The 909-nt window shown below is 43.3% G+C and carries 1 protein-coding gene; it reads right to left on the bottom strand.

Translation table 11 applies throughout. From position 1 onward, the window contains the following. Positions 1–204: 204 nt before the first annotated feature. The coding region (hflC, locus tag A3738_RS26170) for a protease modulator HflC (RefSeq protein ID WP_068763960.1) at positions 205–909 on the bottom strand (705 nt) is incomplete at its 5' end.

The raw sequence follows: 909 nt of genomic DNA, 5'->3' as shown, positions 1-909 counted from the left end.
CCTCAATTACAAGCACTAAACAAAGTGCTGTGAACAGATCATTCCAGTCCATCTAAGCTAAGTCTAATTTCGTTAAAGGCAAAGGGGCGCGATTTTAACGCTTAATTGAAAACAACAAAAGGTGTTGTTGGTATTAAAAAGGCCAAAAAATGAAAAAAGCACCCTAAGGTGCTTCTTTCATTGATTTACGAGTAAGGAACTTGCCTATTTAGCCTGATTTAGGTATTTGAAGAACTCACTATCAGGCTTTAATAAAAGGACATCTTCTTTATTAGCAAAGGTATCCTTATATGCTTGCAAGCTACGCGTAAACGCATAGAACTCTGGGTTCTTATTGAACGCTTCAGCGTAAGTGGATGCCGCAATTGCATCCCCCTCACCACGTGTGATTTCTGACTCTCGGTAAGCGTCAGACTCAATAACAACCTTCTCACGATCCGCATCAGCGCGAATACCTTCTGCCAACTCGCGACCCTGAGACCGCGTTTCACGTGCTTCACGCTCACGCTCTGTCGACATACGGCGATATACGTCTTTAGATAAGTCTTCCGGTAGATCAATACCCTTAACGCGAACATCTAAAACTCGGATACCAAATTCAGCCAAAGTCTGCTCATTCAACTTAGTAGTAATGTCAGACATGAGCTCATCACGCTCACCCGATACAACTTCAGTCAAGCTACGAGAAGCAAACTCATCACGAAGCCCTTTGTTGGTAGAGTTAGACAAAAGCGTCGTCGCTTGCCATCTGTTGCCGGCTGTCGCCTTGTAATAAGCACTGACATCTTCGATCTGCCACTTAACAAACGAATCAACGATCAAGAACTTTTTACCAACAGTCAAGAAGCGTTCAGGACGTGAATCGAGAGTTAGAATACGCGCGTCGAATTTGCGAATATTCTGAACAAA

The sequence above is a fragment of the Oleiphilus sp. HI0066 genome (assembly GCF_001635725.1).
Note: the sequence above shows the minus strand (reverse complement) of the source record. Positions and strands in the feature narration are given on the sequence as shown.